Source organism: Ruegeria sp. BHSA163 (assembly GCF_059613365.1).
In genome coordinates this window covers 55,470-75,008 of record NZ_JBXWSJ010000010.1, presented here as the reverse complement: position 1 = coordinate 75,008, position 19,539 = coordinate 55,470, and the positions used below count along the sequence as shown (strand labels likewise).

General features: G+C 53.4%; 16 protein-coding genes. 10 read left to right on the top strand and 6 right to left on the bottom strand.

Annotation, left to right across the window (positions count from 1 at the left end):
- Positions 1 to 6 precede the first annotated feature (6 nt).
- Complete coding sequence (locus AC2FNV_RS07145) at positions 7 to 1,713, bottom strand: peptide ABC transporter substrate-binding protein (protein WP_170608036.1); 1,707 nt, start codon at positions 1,711 to 1,713, stop codon at positions 7 to 9.
- 283 nt (positions 1,714 to 1,996) lie between these two features.
- Here AC2FNV_RS07145 and AC2FNV_RS07140 point away from each other — a divergent pair, with 283 nt between their 5' ends.
- Genes AC2FNV_RS07140 through AC2FNV_RS07115 form a run of 6 tightly spaced genes read left to right on the top strand, consistent with a single transcriptional unit; the run spans position 1,997 to position 9,378 of the window.
- Complete coding sequence (locus tag AC2FNV_RS07140) at positions 1,997 to 3,817, top strand: ABC transporter ATP-binding protein (RefSeq protein ID WP_170478911.1); 1,821 nt, start codon at positions 1,997 to 1,999, stop codon at positions 3,815 to 3,817.
- Between the two features lie 6 nt (positions 3,818 to 3,823).
- Positions 3,824 to 4,633 (top strand): glycosyl transferase, encoded by an 810-nt coding sequence (locus tag AC2FNV_RS07135; protein ID WP_170608034.1) that lies wholly within the window; start codon positions 3,824 to 3,826, stop codon positions 4,631 to 4,633.
- An 8-nt stretch (positions 4,634 to 4,641) separates the two neighbouring features.
- Positions 4,642 to 5,811 (top strand): acetylornithine deacetylase, encoded by a 1,170-nt coding sequence (gene argE, locus AC2FNV_RS07130; protein ID WP_170608032.1) that lies wholly within the window; start codon positions 4,642 to 4,644, stop codon positions 5,809 to 5,811.
- Between the two features lie 34 nt (positions 5,812 to 5,845).
- Positions 5,846 to 7,012 carry a M20 aminoacylase family protein gene (locus AC2FNV_RS07125; RefSeq protein ID WP_170608031.1) on the top strand — a complete coding sequence of 389 codons (1,167 nt, stop codon included), beginning with the start codon at positions 5,846 to 5,848 and terminating at the stop codon, positions 7,010 to 7,012.
- Positions 7,013 to 7,031: 19 nt separating this feature from the next.
- Positions 7,032 to 8,195, top strand: coding sequence for a M20 aminoacylase family protein (locus AC2FNV_RS07120; protein WP_170608029.1), 1,164 nt, complete (start codon positions 7,032 to 7,034; stop codon positions 8,193 to 8,195).
- A gap of 19 nt (positions 8,196 to 8,214) precedes the next feature.
- A complete protein-coding gene (locus AC2FNV_RS07115) occupies positions 8,215 to 9,378 on the top strand; it encodes a M20 aminoacylase family protein (protein ID WP_170608028.1) in 1,164 nt (387 codons plus the stop codon).
- 19 nt (positions 9,379 to 9,397) lie between these two features.
- Here the strand turns inward: AC2FNV_RS07115 and AC2FNV_RS07110 are convergent, their stop codons facing one another.
- Both AC2FNV_RS07110 and moaA read right to left on the bottom strand, forming a co-directional pair.
- Positions 9,398 to 10,750 (bottom strand): 3-deoxy-D-manno-octulosonic acid transferase, encoded by a 1,353-nt coding sequence (locus AC2FNV_RS07110; RefSeq protein ID WP_170608026.1) that lies wholly within the window; start codon positions 10,748 to 10,750, stop codon positions 9,398 to 9,400.
- Between the two features lies 1 nt (position 10,751).
- Positions 10,752 to 11,759 (bottom strand): GTP 3',8-cyclase MoaA, encoded by a 1,008-nt coding sequence (gene moaA / locus AC2FNV_RS07105; protein WP_170608024.1) that lies wholly within the window; start codon positions 11,757 to 11,759, stop codon positions 10,752 to 10,754.
- Positions 11,760 to 11,849: 90 nt separating this feature from the next.
- Between moaA and AC2FNV_RS07100 the strand changes: the two genes are divergently transcribed.
- Positions 11,850 to 12,266: a hypothetical protein gene (locus AC2FNV_RS07100; RefSeq protein ID WP_170608023.1), complete on the top strand. Its 417-nt coding sequence runs from the start codon at positions 11,850 to 11,852 to the stop codon at positions 12,264 to 12,266.
- On the opposite strand, the gene AC2FNV_RS07095 is transcribed toward AC2FNV_RS07100, so the two are convergent.
- From AC2FNV_RS07095 to glmU, 3 genes are read right to left on the bottom strand one after another with little or no spacing between them, the layout of a single operon-like run.
- Entirely contained in the window at positions 12,263 to 12,955 is a 693-nt protein-coding gene (locus tag AC2FNV_RS07095) for a DNA alkylation repair protein (RefSeq protein WP_170608021.1), read from the bottom strand. The genes AC2FNV_RS07100 and AC2FNV_RS07095 overlap by 4 nt on opposite strands.
- A complete protein-coding gene (gene glmS, locus AC2FNV_RS07090; protein ID WP_170608019.1) occupies positions 12,952 to 14,775 on the bottom strand; it encodes a glutamine--fructose-6-phosphate transaminase (isomerizing) in 1,824 nt (607 codons plus the stop codon). The genes AC2FNV_RS07095 and glmS overlap by 4 nt, the downstream gene beginning before the upstream one ends.
- A 3-nt stretch (positions 14,776 to 14,778) precedes the next feature.
- Positions 14,779 to 16,134 carry a bifunctional UDP-N-acetylglucosamine diphosphorylase/glucosamine-1-phosphate N-acetyltransferase GlmU gene (gene glmU, locus AC2FNV_RS07085; protein ID WP_170608017.1) on the bottom strand — a complete coding sequence of 452 codons (1,356 nt, stop codon included), beginning with the start codon at positions 16,132 to 16,134 and terminating at the stop codon, positions 14,779 to 14,781.
- 133 nt (positions 16,135 to 16,267) lie between these two features.
- Between glmU and AC2FNV_RS07080 the strand changes: the two genes are divergently transcribed.
- From AC2FNV_RS07080 to AC2FNV_RS07070, 3 genes are all read left to right on the top strand, one after another.
- Positions 16,268 to 16,939: an HAD-IA family hydrolase gene (locus AC2FNV_RS07080; RefSeq protein ID WP_170608015.1), complete on the top strand. Its 672-nt coding sequence runs from the start codon at positions 16,268 to 16,270 to the stop codon at positions 16,937 to 16,939.
- A gap of 39 nt (positions 16,940 to 16,978) precedes the next feature.
- On the top strand, positions 16,979 to 18,169 hold the full coding sequence (locus AC2FNV_RS07075; RefSeq protein WP_170608013.1) for a DegT/DnrJ/EryC1/StrS family aminotransferase: 1,191 nt from the start codon (positions 16,979 to 16,981) through the stop codon (positions 18,167 to 18,169).
- 166 nt (positions 18,170 to 18,335) lie between these two features.
- Positions 18,336 to 19,499 carry an isovaleryl-CoA dehydrogenase gene (locus AC2FNV_RS07070; RefSeq protein WP_170608011.1) on the top strand — a complete coding sequence of 388 codons (1,164 nt, stop codon included), beginning with the start codon at positions 18,336 to 18,338 and terminating at the stop codon, positions 19,497 to 19,499.
- The last annotated feature ends 40 nt before the right edge of the window (positions 19,500 to 19,539 follow it).

Here is a 19,539-nt window from a genome sequence, read left to right as displayed (position 1 = left end):
TAACGCTTATGAACCAGTCTTGCGGTACCAGTCCGCAATGTTCCACAGTTCACTGTCCCAAACGTTCAGGACAACGCCACCCAGCGTGTTTGCGTGCGCCGAAAGACGACCACGATGCACAAGCGGAATCATGCCGCCATTTTGAACCATGATGTCGTTCAACTGCTTCGCGATCTCAGCACGGGCTTCCAGACCAGCGGTTTCGGCCAGTTGGCCGTGCAGTTTGTCGAACTCTTCGTTACAGAAACGGCTGATGTTCTCACCCTGCCATTGTGTATCAGGGCGAGGAGCCTTGTCACACAGGCCGTTGCCCAAATAGGACTGCGGGTCTGTTCCGTTAAAGGTGTTCGCATACATCTCAACGTCAGCATAGAACTTCTGGAATGTATCAGGCGAACCGGGGTCACCGCCAAAGAAGACGGACGCGTTGATGTTACGTAGCTCAGTTTCGATACCGATCTGGCTCCACCACTCTTTTATCAATGCCTGGAAGTCCTGACGGACGGCATTGGTAGAGGTCTGATATACGATCTTCAAAGGAACGCCGTCCTTTTCGCGAACGCCATCGCCATCAGAGTCAACAATACCTGCATCGTCTAACAGTTTCTTGGCGCCTTCGATGTCCTGCGTATCGCAAGTCATAGACTCCGAATTGAACGCCGCAGGAGCAGGAACCCAGTTACAGGTGACCCTGCCAGCCTGGCCATAGCCAATCTCGACGAGCAGTGGCCGGTCGATTGCAAGCGACATGGCTTTATATACAGCAGGGTCCGATAGGAACGGATGCGGATGCACTGCTGTCGAACGCTCGCCTTCCGGCAGGTCAGGTGAGGGGTTTGTCTGGTTCAGCATGATGCGCTCGACCAATGGACCGAAGCCAGCGACCGGAGTACCTTTGCCGCCCTCTTGCATCTGCGCGATCACTTCAGGGGCGAGCTGCAGGTTCCATGCATAGTCAAACTCACCGGTTTCCATAACCGCACGACCAGCTGCTGTTGCATCGCCGCCACCTTTGAAAGTAACGCTCGCAAACGCGGGTTTAGCCGGATCGCGATAATTGTCGTTTGCCGCAAAGGTGATCACGTCGTTTGGTTTGAACTCGGTGACCACGAACGGACCAGTGCCAATTGGGTTAAAGTTCTGGTCAGTGCATTCGGGCGCTTTTGCACCAAGACAATCGGCGAATTGTGCCGCCTGAATGATGGGGCTTTCACCGCCCACGAACGGGCCGTAAGGGAAGGGGGTCGGCGCGTCGAAGGTAACTTTGACGGTCAGATCATCCACAGCTTCGACCGCGGTTACGCCTTCGAATTTGGTTACCTGAGCACAGCCACCTTCGGGATGCATGCAGTAATCAGCCGTGAATTTAACGTCCGCTGAGGTAAACGGTGTGCCATCAGACCAAGTGATTCCCGGCGCAATCTTCCAAGTGATCGAGGTCAGATCTTCGCTAACACCGCCGTTTTCCACGGTAGGAATTTCTGCGGCCAGATACGGCACCATATTGCCATCTTGGTCATAACGAGCGAGCGGCTCGATTACCAGAGAAGCCGATTCTACATCCTTGGTGCCGCCGGAAAGAAACGGGTTCAGGATCGATGGCGCCTGCCAATAAATAATGCTGACATTGCCGTCCGATCCGCGCTCGGCAAAGGCCATCGGGGCCATCGCCGTGCTTGCAATCGCACCAAGCAGAAGGGTTTTGATCTTCATAATACACTCCATGTTGGACACTTACGTGTCTCGATTATCTCCGCAAAGCCTGCGGATTTGGCGTTGCCGTAATCGGGTTAAGATGCTGATTATGAATCGCAAAATCAGCGCGCATTTCTTTGATGGCTTGTTTTCCCCAAACGGTTACGCGAGTTATCGAAACAGAGTTTCGGAAAAAAGCAAGTGTTGCCGTAGGGAAAATTAGCTACGGGTTTGACTTTGCCTACGTTGCGGCCTTAGCGTCGGGCATTCGAGTAAAAAGCTTGCCTAGGGGAGCGGGTACGTGCTGGACCAGCCTATTGCACAGATCAGAAAACTTCGGGTCGAGTTCCAGACCAAAGACGGCCCCGTGGTTGGCGTCGAAGACGTTTCATTCGAGGTCAAACCGGGTGAAACCGTTTGTATCGTTGGCGAATCGGGATCCGGCAAATCAGTATCTTCGCTGTCCTTGATGCGGCTTGTGGAGTTCGGTGGTGGCGAGATTGCAGGCGGTGAATTGCTGTTTGATCGCCGTGACGGAGAGGAAATGGATCTGTCCAAAGCTGACCAGGATCTGATGAAACAGATTCGTGGCAACGAGATTGGAATGATCTTTCAGGAACCGATGACGGCCCTGAACCCGGTTTTCACTGTAGGTCGACAATTGACCGAAGGCTTGCGCATTCACAAGAATCTGTCGAAATCGCAGGCCGAAGATCGCGCGTTGGAGTTGCTTCGCCAGGTTCGCATTCCTGAACCAGAGCGTCGGCTCAAACAATATCCCCATGAGTTATCAGGCGGAATGCGCCAGCGCGTCGTAATTGCCATGGCCATGGCATGTGAGCCGCGCCTTCTGATCGCAGACGAGCCGACTACGGCCTTGGATGTAACCATTCAGGCTGAGATTCTTGCGCTGATGGACAGGTTGAAGCGCGAAACCGGCACTGCAGTAATGTTTATTACCCACGACATGGCGGTTGTTGCCCAGATGGCGGACCGGGTCGTCGTTATGTTCCGCGGCAACAAAGTTGAAGAAGGACCGGTAAAAGAAATCTTCGAAAACCCGCAGCATGATTACACCAAAGCTTTGTTGGCCGCCGTGCCCAAGCTTGGCGAAATGCAAGGCAAAGCTGCGCCGGAACCGATGAAACTTCTTGGCGTCGAGGGGCAGAAAATCGCTCCAATACCCGGCACTGAGGATGTCTTGCTGACCGTTAGAAATCTAACAACGCGCTTTCCAGTCAAAGGTGGTCTTTTACGACGCACGATTTCGAACGTGCATGCGGTCGAGGACGTGTCATTTACTCTGAACAGGGGACAAACACTTAGCCTTGTTGGAGAGTCCGGTTGCGGCAAATCTTCGGCTGGCCGGTCGATCCTGCGATTGGTTGAACCGATGTCAGGCGAGGTCGAATTGGATGGTGTCGACATCATGAAGTTGGATCATAGAGGTCTGCGCAAGGCACGTCTGGACATGCAGATGATATTCCAGGATCCATTTGCGTCACTGAACCCGCAGATGCAGTTGGTCGACCAAGTTGCCGAGCCTATGCGCAACTATGGTGTTGCATCTGGGTCTGAATTACAGGATCGGGTTGCCGAATTATTCGACAAAGTACAACTGCCGCGCAGTTTTATGCGCCGTTTTCCGCACGAGATGTCAGGCGGTCAGCGACAGCGTATCGCCATTGCCCGCGCTTTAGCCCTTAATCCCAAGTTGATTGTAGCCGATGAGGCTGTGTCCGCGTTGGATGTATCGGTTCAGGCTCAGGTGTTGAACCTGATGATGGAGCTACAATCCGAACTTGGCCTCAGCTATCTGTTCATCAGCCATGATATGGCTGTGGTTGAACGGGTCAGCCATCAGGTCGGTGTCATGTATCTTGGCAGGATCGTCGAGCTAGGGCCTCGTGCGCGTGTCTTCGAAAATCCGCAGCACGCCTATACTCAGGCGCTGATGAAAGCCGTTCCTATCGCCGATCCGAACAAGCGCAAATCTGAGAAAGATTTGAACTTTAAGCCAATACCGTCGCCAATACACCCCATCGGTCACACGCCCGAGCCGTCGAAATATCGCGAGGTTGAACCTGGACACTTTGTGCTGGAAACCGATAGCGGTTACTAGGGCACCATGAAGAAGCAAATAATTTGTATTAATTGGGGCACCAAATACGGTCCGAATTATATCAATCGGCTGTATGGGATGGTGGCGCGCAATATAACACCTCCTTTCAGCTTTACTTGCTTCACAGATTCCCGGGAAGGAGTGCGATCCGAAGTCTTGTGCGAAGACTTGCCAGAGGTTGATTACGATATGCCGGTTGGCGTCATTGGAAAATGGCCAAAATCCCGTTTGTGGGGCAAGAACCTCGGCTCATTGAGTGGACCTGTATTGTTTCTCGACCTCGACATCGTTATTACCGGATCGTTGGACATCTTTTTCGAAATTGGCGACGAAGACGATGTTGTGATGTCCAGAAATCCGACGACTCCGTTTGAGCGTTTGGGCCAAACTTCGCTTTTTCGGTTTCCAGTTGGGAAGCTTGCGCCAATGCAGCAGGCGTTTCGAAAGGATCCTCAGAAAATCGCCGAGAAGTTTCGATTCGAACAACGCTATGTGACGCAAAATGCGCCAGGTGGCGTCAAGTTCTTTCCACGATGGGCCGTGCAACAGTTCAGCCATGATTGCGTATGGGCCTTTCCACTGAACCTCGTGATGACTCCAAGGCGGCCGAAGAAAGCCAGGGTCGTAATCTTTGCCGGGGCCAACGATCCTGAAAACGCGATTGAGGGCCGATGGACCCGACGGCACACTGCCGGATCGATCCGCACCTATTGGGCCGCTCGGCATGATCGAAAATCTACGGAAAGTAACAGCTTACGATATATGCGCCATTTCATCAAACCAGCGAAATGGATCGAAGAGCATTGGGTAGCTTAGAAAAGAGTATGAGTGCTATGAAACTATCGCCCAAAGATCTGCTGGACAGGCTTGTGTCTTTTCCAACGGTCAGCCGCGATAGCAATCTGCCTCTTGTAAACTGGGTCGCGGATTACCTGAAATCAAATGGTATCGAACCACATATCTGGCCGGATCCAGAGCAGCCGCATAAGGCTGCGATCTTTGCGCATGTAGGCCCTGATGAAGAAGGCGCCGTGGTTTTGTCGGGGCATACTGACGTTGTTCCAATCGATGGACAGCCTTGGGATACCGATCCATTTGTGGTTACGGAACGCGACGGTAAGTACTTTGGGCGCGGAACTTGTGATATGAAGGGGTTTGACGCACTCGCCATTTGGGCACTTGTCGAGGCGCAACATTTGGGAGTTTCGCGACCGCTCCAATTGGCGTTGAGCTTCGATGAAGAGGTCGGCTGCACGGGGGCTCCTCCGATGATTGAGGCTATGCAAAAAGTATTGCCCAAAGGTTCGGCGGTGATCGTGGGCGAGCCTTCGATGATGCAGGCCGTTACCGGCCACAAAGGTGGCTTTGGTTTCGATACGCACTTGATCGGGTACGAAGTTCACAGCTCGATCATGCATACGGGCGTAAACGCGATCATGGCAGCGGCTCCCTTGATCGATTGGGCCAACCACCGAAATTCGGAAAACATGTCCGCTCCTCCCAGCGATTTGGCGGCAGTCTTCAACCCACCTTGGACAACATGTCATGTTGGCATGATCGAGGGCGGAACTGCGCACAACATCACTGCCAAGGATTGCCGTTTCATGATGGATTTCAGGGTGGTTCCGGGTGAAAAGGTCAGCCAGTGGAAAGACGCTTACATGGAACAGGTACGTCTCGCAGAAACTAGAATGCAAGCCGTGCATCCTGACGCTCGGATCGAAGTTTCAAACAGTTTTTCCGTGCCTGCGCTGGTGCCCGAAGGCGGCGGCGAGGCGGAAACTTTAGTGCGTGCTTTGACCGGCGATAACGCAACCCATGTTGTCAGCTATGGAACCGAAGCAGGGCAATTTCAGGAAGCGGGGTACTCGGCAGTAATTTGCGGTCCCGGTGATATTGCACAAGCGCATCAGCCAAATGAATTCATTACGGTCGACCAATTCGACGCGGGCCACGTGTTTATGCAAAAGCTGGTGGACCGTTTGAGAATTTGATCCGCTTTTGGATCGTTGTAGAGGGAGATTACAGATGCCCGTAAAAAACCGGCTTGCTGAAATGCATGATCAGATAACCGAGTGGCGCCATCATCTGCATGCCCATCCCGAGCTTTCCTACGACGTTCATGAGACTGCCGCGTTTGTCGTTGAACGCCTCAAGGACTTCGGCGTGGACGATATCACTCCGGGTATCGGAAAAACTGGCGTTGTTGCGGTTATAAAGGGCCGGATGGATACAAAGGATCGCGTTATTGGGCTGCGTGCCGACATGGACGCGTTGCCGATCGAAGAGGCGACCGGGCTCGATTATGCCTCAACCGTGCCAGGAAAGATGCACGCCTGTGGTCACGATGGCCACACGTCCATGTTGTTGGGGGCGGCCCAGTATCTTGCGGAAACACGGAATTTCGATGGTACCGTGGTGTTGATCTTTCAACCCGCTGAAGAAGGCGGTGCGGGCGGTCTTGCCATGTGCAAGGATGGTTTGATGGATCGATGGGGAATTCAAGAGGTTTATGGCATGCACAACGCGCCAGGCGTTCCGGTCGGTGAGTTTGCAATTCGGCCCGGCGCACTGATGGCGTCTTCCGACGAGTTTGACATTACGGTTACTGGTAAAGGCGGTCATGCGGCTGCGCCCCATGAGGCGATCGACACAACTCTGGTTGCATCGCATATCGTAGTGGCCCTTCAGTCAGTAGTGTCCCGCACAGTCGATCCGATCAAACGGGTTGTACTGACGGTCGGAACGTTTGAAACCGACAGCGTCGCCTCAAACATCATTGCGCATAGCGTTCGACTGCAGGGCACAGTGCGAACGTTGGACCACGAGTATCGAGCGATTGCCAAAGAGCGCGTGTTCCGAATTGCGGAAGACACTGCTTCGGCTTTCGGCGCCGCAGCTAAGGTAACGTGGACGCCGGGTTATCCGGTAACCGTGAATTCTGAGGCTGAAACGACTTACGCAGCGGAAGCAGCTATGGCAGTTGCAGGCAAAGTAAACGACAATGCGGAGCCGATCATGCCGTCAGAAGATTTTGCCTACATGCTTGAAGAAAGGCCCGGAGCCTACATCTTTATCGGAAATGGAGACACAGCAATGTGTCACCACCCAAAATACAATTTCGACGATGGCGCTATTCCCGCCGGTTGCAGCTGGTTTGCTGAACTGGTGGAACGACGAATGCCAGTCGTTTGAACAACAGTTGAGGACCCAAATGCCGATCAAAAACCGCCTTGCCGAAATGCATCAGGAAATCACTGGTTGGCGACAGGATTTCCACCAAAACCCTGAAATTCTTTATGAAACTCATCGCACCAGCGGATTGGTCGCTGAGAGGCTGAAAGAGTTTGGCTGCGATGAAGTTGTGACCGGAATTGGTCGAACCGGAGTGGTGGGTGTCATCAAAGGCAAGACTGACACAAAAGGTTCTGTTATTGGGTTGCGCGCCGACATGGATGCTTTGCCGATGCAGGAACAAACTGGTTTGGAATACGCATCGAAAGTCGACGGCGCGATGCACGCCTGCGGTCACGACGGCCACACGGCAATGGTTTTGGGCGCGGCGAAATATCTGTCTGAGACGCGGAACTTCGATGGCACCGCAGTTGTTATTTTCCAACCCGCCGAAGAAGGCGGCAAAGGTGCTGAGGCTATGTGCCAAGACGGTCTGATGGACCGCTTTGGGATTCAGGAAGTTTATGCCATGCACAACGTACCAGGGCTACCGGTGGGGCAATTCGCCATTCGATCCGGCCCATTGCTGGCTGCTGCAGATGAGTTCGAAATCAATTTGGAAGGGCAGGGTGGACATGCCGCAGAACCGAATGAAACCATTGATACAACGGTTATGCTCTCCCAACTGATTGTAGCGTTGCAGACTATTGTGTCGCGAAACGTGGATCCGACTTTACAGGCAGTTGTGTCGGTGACATCGGTCGAAACGTCCTCAAATGCATTCAATGTCATCCCCCAATCTGCGCGTGTGGGGGGGACTGTTAGAACTCATTCCAATGAAACGCGCGATCTGATCGAGAAACGTCTAGGCGAGGTCGCTCAGTCCGTCGCGAAGACTTTTGGAGGGTCCGCCAAAGCGACCTACACACACGGTGTTCCAGTCACAATAAATGCGGAAGAACAGACAGGTTATGCTGCTCAGGCCGCGATCTCGGTTGGCGGCAGCTGTGGTGAGGCACCGATGGTCATGGGCGGCGAGGACTTTTCTTTCATGCTCGAGGAGAGGCCCGGAGCTTTTATCGTTTTGGGCAATGGCGATAGCGCCGGGCTGCACCACCCCGAATACAACTTTAACGACGAGATCATCCCGATAGGATGCTCTTGGTTTGCTGAAATGGTCGAACGCCGCATGCCGGCCGCTTGAAAAATCGCAGGAGAAAAAAATGCCAGTCAAGAACCGTTTTGCTGAACTGCAAGATGAAATTACCGCGTGGCGACGCGATATTCATGAAAATCCGGAAATTTTGTTCGAAACGCACCGTACCAGCGCGCTGGTCGCGGATAAGTTGAAAGATTTCGGATGCGATGAAGTTGTGACCGGTATCGGCCGAACAGGTGTTGTAGGGGTCATCAAAGGCAAAGCAGACACTAAAGGCAAAGTCATTGGACTGCGCGCTGACATGGACGCGCTGCCGATCCACGAAGCGACTGGTCTGGACTATGCTTCAAAAACTGATGGGGCAATGCATGCCTGCGGCCACGATGGACACACGGCCATGTTGTTGGGGGCTGCGAAATACCTTTCTGAAACTCGTAACTTTGACGGTACGGTTGTGGTCATCTTCCAACCCGCCGAAGAAGGTGGCGGAGGCGGCCGAGAGATGTGTGAAGACGGAATGATGGACCGTTGGAACATTCAAGAGGTCTATGGCATGCACAACTGGCCAGGCAAACCAACTGGCAGTTTTTCGATCAGGCCCGGATCATTCTTTGCTGCGACCGATCAGTTTGACGTCACTTTTGAGGGTCGCGGCGGCCACGCGGCCAAACCGCAAGAGACGATAGACACCACTGTGATGACTGCACAGGCTGTGCTTGCTCTGCAGACAATAGCATCGCGAAATGCCGATCCGATTGATCAGGTTGTGGTGTCGGTAACCTCTTTTGAAACCTCGTCCAAAGCGTTCAACGTGATCCCGCAGACGGTTCAGATCAAAGGAACCGTACGCACCATGAGCAAAGAAATGCGAGACCTGGCGGAGCAGCGTATCAACGAAATCTGCAATGGCGTTGCTGCGACTTTCGGTGGCAAGGCCAACGTTACCTACATTCGCGGTTACCCCGTTATGGTGAACAGTGACGAGCAAACAGAATTCGCTGCTGAGGTGGCTCGCTCGGTTTCGGGCGCTTGCGAAGAAGCACCGCTTGTTATGGGTGGCGAAGACTTTGCCTTTATGCTCGAAGAGCGACCGGGCGCCTATATCCTGGTTGGAAATGGCGACACGGCGATGGTGCACCATCCAGAGTATAATTTTAACGACGAGGCCATACCTGCAGGATGCAGTTGGTGGGCCGAGATTGTTGAACAGAGGATGCCTGCAGCTTAAGATATCTGGAGCGCGGGGTTCAGTCCCCGCGCTTCCCAGAAAACTCTGAATTAGAAACGACGGCCGGTCCAGAGCTTTCGAGGTTTAGGGCTTTGCAAAGACTGTCCAAAATCGAATTTAACTGCGATTTCTGAGTATTTACGCAAGACTGGGCAGCTGCTTGCGCATCCGCCAGTGCAGACGGGTCACCCAGCCATTTTGCTACTGCATGTGACAGATCGAGGCTTGTCTTAACTTCCAAAGCGCCACCAAACGAAATAAGCGACGCAAATGTTTCTGCGAAATTGAAAAAACCCGGCCCGGTAATTATAGCTGCCCCGGCTTGTGCCGGTTCAAATGGGTTATGACCACCTATTTCTTTCAATGAGCCACCAAGAAACACAATCGGACATAGGGCGTACCATGTTCCGGTTTCCCCTAAAGTATCTGCAACATACACTTGGGTATCCGTGCTGATGGCTTCTTTTGCAGTACGCAGCGAATAGGAAAACCCCAATTTCCTGATCAACTCGGAAATTTCATCGCGTCGCTCAGGGTGACGTGGGATCAGCAGTAAAAGCAAATCCGGCCAGCGTTTCAAAAGCTCTTTGTGTGCGTCCAGAACATATTCCTCTTCACCGGCATGGGTCGAACTTGTGATCCACACCGGGCGATCTGAAATCTGTCTTCGAATGTCGGTGAGACTCGCCTGATCCACAGGCAATGGATCAGACAATGATTTCAGGTTTGTACCAGACTGCACGCGGTCCGTAGCGGCCCCAATGGAAATCAAATTTGCTGCAGTATTGCTGTTCTGCGTCAGAAACAGTCGAAATTGGGCCAATATGAAACTTGAGGTCTGGGGGTGTTTTTTCCAGCCATTTACCGATTTCTTTGACATGCGCGCATTCAAAAGGGCCAGGGCAATGCCCCGCTTTGAACTTTCGACGATAAGGCGTGGCCAGATTTCGCTTTCTACAAAAATCCCGGCATCCGGTCTCCAATGGTTCAGAAATCGCCGAACGGAGTCGGCGGAGTCCAGCGGAGGATATTGGTGGCGAGTACGCGGCGGCATTCTTTTTTCGATCAGCAACGCAGAGGTCGGTGTGCCAGACGTGATCAGAAACTCAGCGTCAGGCAATCGCTCTCCCATTTTTGTTATCAAACTGAGAACGGAAAGACTTTCCCCCACGCTCGCGGCGTGAAACCAGATCAAGCGTCCGTTAGGCCGCGGTAAGCTGGCGTGACCCAGTCGCTCTCTTTGTCTTTCAGCTGGTACCTTTGCGGCTTCCAGCTTTTTGCGGACAACTCGCCATGCAAACGGGGCAACGATCGATGTGACCCCGCAATACAAGTGGTAGAGCAGCGTAGGCTGGCTGTGTTGGCCCGGCATTTTAGCCGCCTGTGTGGCTCATGTGTCGGCTCATCTGACCGTCGACAGCCTGACGGGAGTAATCAAAGTCGTGGCCTTTGGGCTTTAGGTCGATTGCCGCACGGATCGCCGCTTCAAGCGGTTGTTCGGAATCTGGGTTGTCGCGCAGGACACCGCGCAGATCTGCCATATCTTCCTGTCCGAGGCACATGTAAAGCTGGCCTGTGCACGTTAGGCGTACTCGGTTGCAGCTTTCGCAGAAGTTATGAGAAAGCGGAGTAATAAAGCCAATTCTCTGACCGGTTTCTTCGAGCCGGACATAGCGGGCAGGTCCGCCAGTCCTTTCGGCTAGATCAGTGACTGTGTAGTGGTTTTCGTATTCCCGACGAACATCTTTCAAAGACCAGTATTGATCCAGGCGATCTTCATTACCGATATCTCCCATCGGCATGACTTCGATCCAGGTCAGGTCCATGCCTCGTTGGGCACACCATTTTGTGATCGAAGGCAGTTCCTCTTCGTTGAACCCTTTGAGAGCCACGGCGTTAATCTTTATCCGTAAGCCAGCCTTCTGAGCGGCATCAATACCGTTCAAGACTTGCCTAAGGCGACCCCACCGGGTCACTTTGCTGAACTTGTCTTCGTCCAGCGTATCCAGCGAAATATTTACTCTGCGGACACCAGCGGCATACAGGTCGTCAGCAAATCTATGTAGTTGGGAACCATTTGTTGTTAGAGTTAATTCCTTCAACGCACCGCTTTCCAAGTGGCGGGTCATGCTGTTGAAAAAGCTCATAATGTTCCGGCGCACCAAAGGTTCGCCACCGGTGATCCGCAGTTTTTCCACGCCCATGCTGACGAACGTAGAGCACATGCGGTCCAGTTCCTCTAGCGTCAGTAAGTCTTTCTTAGGCAGAAAGGTCATATTTTCCGCCATGCAATAGACACAGCGGAAGTCGCAGCGGTCCGTAACAGAAACGCGGAGATAAGTGATGGCGCGGGCAAACGGGTCGATGAGCGGAGCAGTCATAGGCCATAGGTAAAGCGGCAATTGCTTACCGGCAAGGGCGAACTGCGCTTTAGGCTGGAACAGATTGGCGAGGGCGGATAAGTTTCCAGCATGAGATATACGCTGTTGATAGCATGTATTCTGGTCACTGGGTGCGATGCTGTGAGGTCCACATCCGATCGAATTTTTGGTGGCTCAAGCCCTGAGCCCGAGCTACAACCTGCTACAGTTGAAGCCGTGGCCGAAACACCGCCTCCGGCCACTGCCGATGCGGGTTGGAATGGACCCAGAAAGACTGTTGCGGGTCTTGGCGATCCGAATACCCCTGGTCGGTGGCTGGAAACGCCGTTGGTCGAAGTGGAAATGACAGGCCGGGTGGTCGTTCCAAGGACCGGAGCACAGGCTTACATTACACTGGTTCCGGTGTCTGCTTCTGGGGGGGGCGGTAGCCGACTATCCTTGGACGCGATGCGGGCGTTACTTGTGCCCTATGACGAATTGGTTGAATTGGAAGTATATTCCAACTAGCCGCGCAAGTATTTTCCTGCTTCTTTTCGGGCAAAGGGCTTCATTTCATCACCATGCCGGTCAAGGAATGCGATTACGCGCTCGGGATCATGTTTTGACAGTTCACGTAGCCACCAGGCTATCGCCTTTTGGATAAACCAGTCTCGGTCCGGGACATAACCAGCAGCCCACTGCAAAATTCGATCACGCCGTTCTAAGTCATCGGGTTTTGGATGGTTCTGCTTGGTCCACGGAAGGGTTGAGACCAAAGCGGCACGTTTCGTCCACATGTGATCTGAAACAGTCCATTCAGCGACCTGATCCAGCCGGTTCGGGTCTGCGATCAAGCGTTTCTGGACTGCCGTGCAAGCATGATCTGCGATGGCCCATGCGTCAAATTCGGGCAGCCAACTTTGCAATAGGCTCCAGACCGCTTCGTCTGGTCGGATGCGCGCCTGCGTCAAAAGTTTTGACGCAGCGACACGGCTTTCGTGGATATTGGTTCGCCACAATGCGTCCGCGAGAGCGACCCTGCCCGATACATCCAATTCCTTGCGCCAAGCTTTTGTTAGGTCGTTCAGAATCGGATTAGGCACACCCAGATATGGTCGCTGAGCTTTGTGATAGGCCGCCACCTGTTTTGCACGATGGGCGTCTGCATGGAATTTTATCTGATCCAAATAATATTCCAAAGGAACCGGGTTAGTCATTCCACAGTCACAGACTTCGCCAGATTACGCGGTTGGTCCACATCCGTCCCCTTGGCCAAGGCCGTATGGTAGGCCAGCAATTGTGCAGGAACGGAATACAGGATCGGTGTCAGATTTGGATGAACATGGGGCATCCGTATAGTGCTCCATACCCCGTCTTGAGCATCGGCAATTCCTTCGTCATCGGATACCAAAATGACCTTGCCTTTGCGCGCCATGACTTCCTGCATATTTGACACAGTCTTGTCAAAAACTGCGTCTTTAGGAGCCATTACGACCACTGGCATATCCTTATCGATCAGGGCGATAGGCCCGTGCTTCAATTCCCCCGACGCGTAACCTTCCGCGTGGATATAACTGATTTCCTTCAGTTTAAGCGCCCCTTCCATTGCCAGCGGGTACATCAGCCCACGGCCCAGAAATAGAACGTCGCGCGCTTCGGACAGGCGTTGGGCCGATTTGCGAATAGTGTTAAATTCATCCAGCGCTGTGTTCAAAACCGAGGGCAACCCACGCAAGGCTGCTGCATGGTCGGAGATCTGTTCCGGACTCAATGTGCCACGATCAACAGCGGCCTTTAGAGCCAACATAAGCAAAACGCTCAATTGGCATGTAAACGCCTTGGTCGAGGCAACGCCGATTTCCACGCCGGCGTGAATTGGTAGCGCTACGTCACTTTCTCTAGCGATCGAGCTCTCAGGAACATTGATGACGGAAACGATTTTATCTGCTTTGCCCTCGCAGTATCGAAGCGCAGCCAGAGTATCAGCGGTTTCACCAGATTGGCTTACGAATAACGCCAGGGTGCGATCAGGGACCGGAGGTTCCCGATACCGGAATTCGCTTGCGATATCGACCTCGACCGGCATTTTGGCCAGCTTTTCAAACCAATACTTCGCTGTAAGGCAGGCATAAAATGCGGTGCCGCAGGCGACCATTGTCATGCGGTCCAGCTTGGTGAAATCGATGTCATCGCCCGGCAGAACCACGTGATCGCCACCTGATGGTAGATAGGATCTAATCGCTTCCGCCACCACAATCGGTTGTTCAGCGATTTCCTTTGCCATGAAGTGCTTATGCTCACCCTTGTCTGCCCGGGCATTGTCCAGTTTGATCTGACGCATTTGGCGGTTGGCCAGCTCGCCTGCTTCGTTGCGGACTTCAAGCGAGGTGCGGGTCAGCACTGCGCGGTCACCTTCTTCAAGATACGTGATGCGATCCGTCAATGGTGCCAGAGCGATGGCATCCGAACCCACGTACATTTCACCCGCCCCATGCCCTATGGCCAACGGGGAGCCTTTGCGCGCGGCGACAATCAGGTCTTCTTCACCATCGAACAGAAATGCCAACGCAAACGCTCCCTCAAGCCTGTCGATGGTTTGGAAGGCGGCCTCGGCTGGAGACAGTCCGGTACCCATATAATATTCCGTCAAAAGGGCGACGGTCTCTGTGTCAGTTTCGGTTTCAAACCCGACCCCATGCTCCGCCAATTCGGTGCGCAACTCGCGATAGTTTTCAACAATGCCATTATGAACAACAGCCACAGGGCCCGCCTTATGCGGATGCGCATTAGTGATCGAAGGTACACCATGTGTGGCCCAGCGAGTGTGACCAATGCCCGATTTTCCCGGCAGAGGTTCATGCACCAACAGATCGCTCAAATTGACAAGTTTACCGACCGCGCGCCTGCGCCCCAATGTGCCACCGTTCACTGTGGCAATCCCAGCGCTGTCGTACCCGCGGTATTCGAGGCGTTTCAGCGCCTCAACCAGAATAGGGGCAGCCTCGTGATTGCCTAAAACGCCAACAATTCCACACATTACTCAGGCTCCTTTGTCGCGGCGAGCCTTCTTCGCCCTTAACATATCAAAAAACTTGCGTGCATAACCCGGTTTGTTTTGTTGTTTGGCGCGAGCGACGGCAAGCGCGTCTGGCTCAACATCTTTGGTTACCACGGTCCCTGTAGCTGTCATTGCTCCATCCCCAAGCGTGACGGGGGCAACAAGCATGGTGTTCGAACCGACAAATACATTTTCGCCAACTGTCGTCTTATGTTTCATCATCCCGTCGTAATTGCAGGTGATCGTACCCGCGCCAATATTCGACGCGGCCCCGATAGAAGCGTCGCCGATATAGCTGAGATGATTTACTTTTGCGCCCTCGGCTATCACAGCGTTCTTGATTTCTACAAAATTGCCAATCCGCGCATTTTCTGCCAACTCCGTGCCAGGTCGAATACGTGCATATGGGCCAACGATTGCTCCTCGGCTTACGTGACAACCTTCAAGATGGGAAAAGGCTCGGATGGTCGCACCACTTTCGACAGTGACATCCGGCCCAAAAACCACGTTAGGTTCGATGACGGTGTCGCGTCCTATTACGGTGTCGGCGGACAGATAGACTGTATTCGGCGCCATTAGCGTAACCCCCTGCTGCAACAAAGCGTTGCGTGCCCGGGTTTGAAAAGCGGCATCGGCAGCTGCAAGATCAGCGCGGGAATCCACACCCAGAGTTTCAGCCTCGTCGCACTTGATCGCCGTTGCCGTCAACCCACGCGCGTTGGCTAACGCAACAAGTTCGGTCAGATAGAACTCACCAGATGCGTTTTCATTGCTGACCTGATCAATAAGATCGAAAAGCAGATCGGAATTGCAGGCCAAAAGACCGCTGTTTGTAAAGCGAATGGCGCGTTGTTCTTCGGTTGCGTCCTTGTATTCAACGATTTTCTGCAACCTGTCACCGTCCATGATCATCCTGCCATAGCGCGGTTGAACCTCGGCAATATCAAAGCCCAACATAACCAAGTCAAAGGACTTACGGGCAGCAATCATTCGCTCCAGTGTCGTTGGCTCAATGAAAGGAGTATCACCGAACAGGACAACAACATCGCCCTTGAAGCCTGTCAGCGCGTCCCGCGCTTGTGCAACAGCGTGCGCGGTGCCAAGCTGTTTCTCTTGTACCGCCACGCTTACAGATTCGTCCTCGACCTTTGCAACCCTGGCCACTTCTTCAGCACCGTGCCCGGCTACGATAACGGTGCGTTCTGGCGAAAGAACCGCTCCTGCTCGCATCGCATGAACCAGCATAGGAGTTTGAGCGATAGGTTGAAGAACTTTTGGCAAATCGGAATTCATCCTCGTGCCTTTTCCGGCGGCAAGGATGACAAGGGCGGTATTCATAAAATCGTTTTCTCTTTTGTTTTGTCGCCGTCCGTTTTATCCGCTGACGCTAAAGGCGCAAGCGCTGCGGCCATCAAAGAAGATTGCCGATTGCAACACGTATTGGCGGAAACCTGCCGAACAAGGAGAATACATGCGGACAGTCATCTTTGATCTGGATGGGACTTTGGCCGATACATCTGGCGATTTGTTGGCTGCGGCCAACCACTGTTTTCGCGAAATGGGACATGGTGACGTTCTGGTACACGGCCAGGACGCAGCGATTGCTTTGCGGGGCGGTCGAATGATGCTGACGCACGGGCTAAAACGGGTAGGAGCCTACGCGGACGAAACGGTCAATAAGTATTATCCGGTACTGCTGGAGGCTTATTCTCAGGCCATAGACACGCACACACAATTCTACCCCGGTGCGATTGAAGCTGTGGGCACACTTAAGGCTGCAGGTTATGGCGTTGGCATTTGCACCAATAAACCAGAGGCACTTGCAGATTTGCTATTGACGCGAATGGGCGTACGTGACCAGTTTGCTTCGTTGGTCGGGGCTGACACGCTGCCAGTTCGTAAACCCGACCCCGAACCCCTGCGGGAGGCGGCGCGGAGGGCAGGCGGCAATCCCGACCTTTGCATTCTGATCGGAGACTCGGATACGGACAGAAACACAGCCCGTGCGGCCGGTGTGCCGTCTGTATTGGTCACTTTCGGACCCTCCGGCGCAGATATGGCAGCTTTGGAACCAGAAGCTCTTCTGGAACACTTTAGAGACTTGCCTGAATTGGTGGCCGGTCTGATCGGCGCGGCAGCATAATCCCTTGACGCAATCCCTCAAGACCCTAAGAACGAGCCTATGAAAGAGACTTTTTCTGGCAGCTTTACGCAGCAGCAACCCATCCCGGAAGACGCTATTGAAGCCGCCATTGCGGTTCTTCGCCATGGTCGTTTGCATCGTTACAATACCGCACCAGGTGAATTGGGGGAAACCGCACTGCTGGAACAGGAGTTCGCGGCCCAAATGGGTGCGAAGTACTGTTTGGCGGTTTCATCCGGTGGGTACGCTTTGGCGACGGCCTTGCGCGCGGTGGACGTTCGGCCGGGTGACTCGGTTCTGACAAATGCCTTTACGCTGGCTCCGGTTCCGGGATCGATTGCTTCAGTCGGTGCTAAACCAGTATTCGTTGGCGTTACGGAAAATCTGACAATCGATTTGGATGACTTGCAAAACAAGCTCGATCAGGCGCGAGTACTGATGTTGAGCCATATGCGCGGACATTTGTGCGATATGAATCGATTGATGCAAATGTGCGACGATGCTGGCGTCATAGTTATCGAGGATTGCGCGCACACAATGGGAGCCGCATGGCAAGGCCAGCTTTCTGGTCGCCAAGGGGCAATTGGTTGTTATTCCTGTCAAACATACAAGCATGTGAATTCAGGCGAAGGTGGTCTGCTAGTTACTGACGACGCAGAACTGGCAGCCAAAGCCACGATGCTGTCCGGGTCTTACATGCTTTATGAACGTCATCTTGCTGCACCTGATCCGGAGGTCTTCGAGCGGATCAAATATACGACGCCCAATGTATCTGGTCGGATGGACAACTTGCGCGCAGCGATTCTGCGCCCGCAATTACGCGATCTCGATCGACAGGTTGACCGTTGGAATGAGCGTTACGCGGCAATAGAAGAAGGATTGAGAGGCACTCCGGGCCTGACGATCGTTGAACGACCTGAGACTGAAAAATATGTGGGCTCGTCCATTCAGTTTCTTCTTCTCGACTGGCTTCCCGAACGTATTTCCGAAGTCATAAGGCGTTGTGCGGCGCGCGGGGTCGAGTTGAAATGGTTCGGAGGTGCGGAGCCAACTGGTTTCACTTCGCGCTATGACAGTTGGCGGTATGCAGAAAGTGAGCGGATGCCGGCGAGCGATCGTATTCTGACCGGGATCATGGACATGCGGGTTCCTCTGACTTTTTCTTTGGAGGATTGCGATTTGATTGCTCGGATCATTCGCGCTGAAGTGGGGTCAGTGTACCAGTCATGATCTATCGGTGCGCGCCTGCACTGCACGCACTTTCCTTTTGACCGCCGCCCCCAAGGGCGGCGTTTTGCATTCGGGTCTATTGCAAGGCAGAGAGATTGACCGGCTGAGGTTTGGCTGTTATTCAGTTATTGAACAGTTGTTCATTAACGCGAAAGAGGAGAGTCGAATGTTCACGGCCACGATGGAATTCGATTTGGGGGAGGACGTGAATGCCCTGCGCGAGATGGTGCACCGCTGGGCGCAGGAGCGTGTTAAGCCGTTGGCAGCTGAAATCGATAAGACCAACGCCTTTCCAAACGAACTGTGGCGCGAGATGGGCGATCTGGGCCTTTTAGGTGTAACCGTGCCAGAGGAATATGGTGGTGCAGGTATGTCCTATCTTGCGCATACGATCGCCGTTGAAGAAGTGGCGCGCGCCTCTGCCTCAGTTTCGTTGTCTTACGGAGCGCATTCGAATTTGTGTGTTAACCAGATCAAGCTAAACGGAAACGAAGAGCAAAAGCAGAAATATTTACCGCGTTTGATCTCTGGTGATCACGTTGGCGCTCTGGCAATGTCTGAAGCCTCGGCGGGATCAGACGTTGTGTCAATGAAGCTGCGTGCTGAAAAGCGTAATGACCATTACAGGTTGAATGGGAATAAGTATTGGATCACGAACGGTCCGGATGCAGACACTTTGGTCGTATATGCCAAAACCGACCCCGAGGCCGGATCGAGAGGGATAACAGCCTTTCTCATTGAGAAAGAAATGACCGGATTTTCGACTTCACCACACTTCGACAAGCTGGGTATGCGTGGATCGAACACCGCTGAATTGATCTTTGAAGACGTTGAGGTGCCGTTTGATAACGTTCTTGGCGAAGAGGGTAAGGGTGTTGCCGTCCTAATGTCTGGACTCGATTATGAGCGCGTGGTTCTGGCTGGGATTGGCACTGGCATAATGGCGGCCTGTTTGGATGAGATCATGCCCTATCTGGCTGAACGCAAGCAATTCGGCCAACCAATCGGCAGCTTCCAACTGATGCAGGGAAAAATCGCCGATATGTACACAGCTATGAATTCGGCGCGCGCTTATGTTTATGAGGTCGCAAAGGCCTGTGACCGGGGCGATGTGACCCGTCAGGATGCCGCGGCCTGCTGCCTTTATGCGTCAGAGCAGGCAATGGCTCAGGCGCATCAGGCGGTGCAGGCAATGGGCGGAGCAGGATTTTTGTCGGACACTCCTGTCAGCCGCATTTTTCGCGACGCCAAACTGATGGAAATTGGTGCGGGTACTAGCGAAATCCGCCGAATGCTGATCGGACGCGAGTTAATGGCCGATATGCTCTAAAGAAACCGCCCCAGGCCGAAGTCCCTAGGGGCGCCTCTAA